The 4,518-nt window shown below is 70.8% G+C and carries 5 protein-coding genes; all 5 read left to right on the top strand.

The features are described from left to right. Positions 1 to 1,992 (top strand): translation initiation factor IF-2 (gene infB / locus G3I41_RS11080; protein WP_164400033.1); only part of this gene is annotated, 1,992 nt, incomplete at its 5' end. A 137-nt stretch (positions 1,993 to 2,129) separates the two neighbouring features. After that, positions 2,130 to 2,426: a DUF503 domain-containing protein gene (locus tag G3I41_RS11075; RefSeq protein WP_018521454.1), complete on the top strand. Its 297-nt coding sequence runs from the start codon at positions 2,130 to 2,132 to the stop codon at positions 2,424 to 2,426. 24 nt (positions 2,427 to 2,450) lie between these two features. After that, on the top strand, positions 2,451 to 2,894 hold the full coding sequence (gene rbfA / locus G3I41_RS11070; protein ID WP_164400032.1) for a 30S ribosome-binding factor RbfA: 444 nt from the start codon (positions 2,451 to 2,453) through the stop codon (positions 2,892 to 2,894). After that, positions 2,891 to 3,793, top strand: a complete 903-nt coding sequence (truB, locus tag G3I41_RS37395; protein ID WP_164400031.1) for a tRNA pseudouridine(55) synthase TruB — start codon at positions 2,891 to 2,893, stop codon at positions 3,791 to 3,793. Before rbfA ends, truB begins: the two co-directional genes overlap by 4 nt. A gap of 203 nt (positions 3,794 to 3,996) precedes the next feature. Beyond that, on the top strand, positions 3,997 to 4,518 hold a 522-nt coding region (locus G3I41_RS11060; RefSeq protein WP_164400030.1), incomplete at its 3' end, for a serine protease.

Here is a 4,518-nt window from a genome sequence, read left to right as displayed (position 1 = left end):
GGCGGCGGCTTCGGCGGCCGTCCCGGCTTCGGTGGACGTCCCGGCGGCCCCGGTGGCCGTGGTGGAACGCAGGGCGCCTTCGGCCGTCCCGGCGGTCCCGCGCGTCGTGGCCGCAAGTCGAAGCGGCAGAGGCGCCAGGAGTACGAGGCCATGCAGGCCCCGTCGGTCGGCGGCGTGATGCTGCCTCGCGGCAACGGACAGGCCGTCCGGCTGTCGCGCGGTGCCTCGCTCACCGACTTCGCCGAGAAGATCAACGCCAACCCGGCTTCGCTGGTCGGCGTCATGATGAACCTCGGCGAGATGGTCACCGCCACGCAGTCCGTCTCCGACGAGACGCTGAAGCTCCTCGCGGACGAGATGAACTTCGTCCTGGAGATCGTCAGCCCGGAGGAGGAGGACCGCGAGCTGCTCGAGTCCTTCGACATCGAGTTCGGCGAGGACGAGGGCGGCGACGAGGCCCTGCTGCCGCGTCCGCCGGTCGTGACCGTCATGGGTCACGTCGACCACGGTAAGACGCGACTCCTGGACGCGATCCGCAAGACGAACGTCATCGCGGGCGAGGCCGGCGGCATCACCCAGCACATCGGTGCCTACCAGGTCTCCGCGGACGTCAACGGCGAGGACCGTCGGATCACCTTCATCGACACCCCGGGTCACGAGGCGTTCACCGCCATGCGTGCCCGTGGTGCGAAGTCGACCGACATCGCGATCCTCGTGGTGGCGGCGAACGACGGTGTGATGCCCCAGACGATCGAGGCGCTGAACCACGCCAAGGCGGCCGACGTGCCGATCGTGGTCGCGGTCAACAAGATCGACGTCGAGGGCGCCGACCCGACCAAGGTGCGCGGCCAGCTCACCGAGTTCGGTCTGGTGGCCGAGGAGTACGGCGGCGACACGATGTTCGTCGACATCTCCGCCAAGCAGGGTCTGCACATCGACCAGCTGCTGGAGGCCGTCGTCCTCACCGCCGACGCCTCGCTCGACCTGCGGGCCAACCCGGAGCAGGACGCGCAGGGCATCGCGATCGAGTCCCACCTCGACCGCGGCCGCGGCGCCGTCGCGACCGTCCTGGTCCAGCGAGGCACCCTGCGGGTCGGCGACACGATGGTGGTCGGCGACGCCTACGGCCGTGTCCGCGCGATGCTCGACGACAAGGGCGAGAACGTCGAGGAAGCGGGTCCGTCGACCCCCGTCCTCGTGCTGGGTCTCACCAACGTCCCGGGCGCCGGCGACAACTTCCTCGTCGTGGACGAGGACCGTACGGCCCGCCAGATCGCCGAGAAGCGTGCCGCCCGCGAGCGCAACGCCAACTTCGCCCGCAAGGGTGTCCGGTTCTCCCTGGAGAACCTGGACGAGGCGCTCAAGGCCGGTCTGGTCCAGGAGCTCAACCTCATCATCAAGGGCGACGCGTCCGGTTCGGTGGAGGCTCTCGAGTCCTCGCTGCTCCAGCTCGACGTCGGTGAAGAGGTCGACATCCGGGTCCTGCACCGCGGTGTGGGTGCGGTCACCGAGTCGGACATCGACCTGGCGACCGGCTCCGACGCCATCGTGATCGGCTTCAACGTGCGCGCCGCCGGGCGTGCGCAGCAGATGGCCGACCGCGAGGGTGTGGACGTCCGCTACTACTCGGTCATCTACCAGGCGATCGAGGAGATCGAGGCGGCCCTCAAGGGCATGCTCAAGCCGGAGTACGAAGAGGTCGAGCTGGGTACGGCGGAGATCCGCGAGATCTTCCGCTCGTCCAAGCTGGGCAACATCGCCGGTGTGCTCGTCCGGTCCGGCGAGGTCAAGCGCAACACCAAGGCGCGCCTGCTGCGCGACGGCAAGGTCGTCGCGGAGAACCTCACCATCTCCGGTCTGCGCCGCTTCAAGGACGACGTCACCGAGATCCGCGAAGGCTTCGAGGGTGGTATCAACCTCGGAAACTTCAACGACATCAAGATCGACGACGTCATCGCGACGTACGAGATGCGCGAGAAGCCGCGAGGCTGACCCGTACCTCAACAGTCGGGGCCGGTCGACGGGACCTATTTCCGTCGATCGGCCCCGGCCGTTCCGTGTACGGTTCTTGTGTCCCCGCCGGTCATCGGCGGGGCGCGAACCCGAACCGGCGGGACATCCGGGCATACATGTATGTGGGGACACTGTCCTTCGACCTGCTTCTCGGCGACGTACGGTCGCTGAAGGAGAAGCGTTCCGTGGTCCGTCCGATCGTCGCCGAACTCCAGCGCAAGTACGCGGTGAGCGCGGCGGAGACGGGCGGGCAGGATCTCCATCGCAGGGCCGAGATCGGCCTCGCCGTGGTGTCCGGGGACACCCGGCACCTCACAGACGTACTCGACCGGTGCGAGCGCCTCGTCGCCGCCCGGCCGGAAGTGGAGCTGCTGTCCGTACGACGGCGACTGCACAGCGACGAAGACGATTGAGCAAGTCAAGAAGGAGACGGACCAGTGGCCGACAACGCGCGGGCTAAGAAGCTGGCGGACCTCATCCAGGAGGTGGTCGCCGGGAAACTGCAGCGCGGCATCAAGGACCCGCGCCTGGGGACCCACGTGACGATCACGGACGTCCGGGTCACCGGTGACCTGCGGGAGGCCACGGTCTTCTACACGGTCTACGGGGACGACGAGGAGCGGGCCAGCGCCGCGGCCGGTCTGCAGAGTGCCAAGGGCATCCTGCGCTCGGCGGTCGGCGCGGCGGCGGGGACGAAGTTCACCCCGACGCTCACCTTCGTGGCCGACGCCCTCCCGGAGAACGCCCGGGCCATCGAGGACCTGCTCGACCGGGTGCGGGCCTCGGACGCCAAGGTGCGCGAGGCGTCCTCGGGCGCCACGTACGCCGGCGACGCGGACCCGTACCGCAAGCCGGAGGACGAGGACACCGCCTCCGAATGACAACGCAGAACAACAGGACGCCGGATGGCCTTGTCATCGTCGACAAGCCGTCCGGCTTCACTTCGCACGACGTCGTCGCCAAGATGCGCGGCATCGCCCGCACCCGCCGCGTCGGCCACGCCGGCACGCTGGACCCGATGGCGACCGGTGTGCTCGTGCTCGGCGTCGAGAGGGCGACCAAGCTCCTCGGCCACCTCGCGCTGACCGAGAAGGAGTACCTGGGCACGATCCGGCTCGGCCAGGACACCGTCACGGACGACGCGGAGGGCGAGATCACCTCGTCCGCCGACGCTTCCGGGGTCACCCGCGAGGCGATCGACGCCGGGGTCGCCGCCCTGACCGGCGACATCATGCAGGTGCCGTCCAAGGTCAGCGCCATCAAGATCGACGGCAAGCGGTCCTACGCGCGGGTGCGCGGCGGCGAGGAGTTCGAGATCCCGGCGCGGCCGGTGACCGTCTCGTCCTTCCGCGTGTACGACGTCCGCGAGGCGGTCGCCGAGGACGGTACGCCGGTCCTCGACCTGGTCGTCTCGGTGGTCTGCTCCTCGGGGACGTACATCCGGGCCCTCGCCCGGGACCTGGGCGCCGGGCTCGGCGTGGGCGGCCATCTGACCGCCCTGCGGCGCACCCGCGTCGGCCCGTACGGGCTGGACGCCGCGCGCACGCTCGACCAGCACCAGGAGGAGCTGACCGTGATGCCGGTGGCCGAGGCCGCCGCGTCGGCGTTCTCCCGCTGGGACGTGGACGAGAGGCGGGCGCAGCTGGTGCTGAACGGCGTGCGGCTGGACATGCCCGCGTACCCGCCGGGGCCGGTCGCCGTCTTCGGGCCGGACGGGCGGTTCCTGGTCCTCGTCGAGGAGCAGAAGGGCAAGGCCAAGAGCCTCGCCGTCTTCGCCTGACCGGGTGCCGGCGCGCACGGGTCCTCATCGTGGAGCGGGCAGAGCCCCCCGTGCCCGCTCCACGATCCCCCACCCCTTTCTGTCCACGGAACGCCCCGGATTCACCCCAACGGGCAGGCGCTCGGAGTGAATCAGGGGGGTGACGGGGGCGCTTTCGCCCGGAGTGGTCCGCGCGGGGATCTTCGGCGGCCTACCGTCGGACCATGGGATGCGGGGACCGGGCGACGCTGGTACGACTGTGCGATCCGGCCGGCCGGCCGCGGGGGACCGGCTTCGTCGCCGACGACCGGGGCACGGTCGTCACCAGTCACGAGGCGGTCGACGGCCTTCCGCACCTCCTGGTGCACGGCACGGACGGCCGCAGCCACCGCGTCGACGCCGCCGACATCACCGCCGTGCCCGAATGGGACCTCGCCCTCCTGCCCACGGGCGGCCCCGCCACCCTGGGCGTACGGCCGCTGCCCATCCGGGTACGCGAGCGCATCGACCCCGGTACGTATGTGACGGTCGCCGCGCACGGTCTGCGCGAGGCGCGCGTCCTCGGCCGCACGCCGGTCACGTACACCAGCCGCGGCCGCACCCACCGCATCGACCGCGCCCTGGAACTGGCCCTCGGCACGGACGGCAGCGACGCGCTCCGGCTGGGCGGCGCCGCGGTGGGCGGGCCCGTGCTCGACCCGGACAGCGGGGCCGTCATCGCCGTCCTCGGGCTCGCCCTGCGCGCC

The organism is Streptomyces sp. SID9727, from assembly GCF_010550605.1.
GTDB lineage: Bacteria > Actinomycetota > Actinomycetes > Streptomycetales > Streptomycetaceae > Streptomyces.
This window is presented reverse-complemented; position numbering and strand designations above follow the sequence as displayed.

What these genes read in the sequence shown, in the direction of transcription:
- G3I41_RS11075 (WP_018521454.1), top strand. Translation starts at nt 2,130, where the DNA reads ATGTATGTGGGGACACTGTCCTTCGACCTGCTTCTCGGCGACGTACGG.
- truB (WP_164400031.1), top strand. Translation starts at nt 2,891, where the DNA reads ATGACAACGCAGAACAACAGGACGCCGGATGGCCTTGTCATCGTCGAC.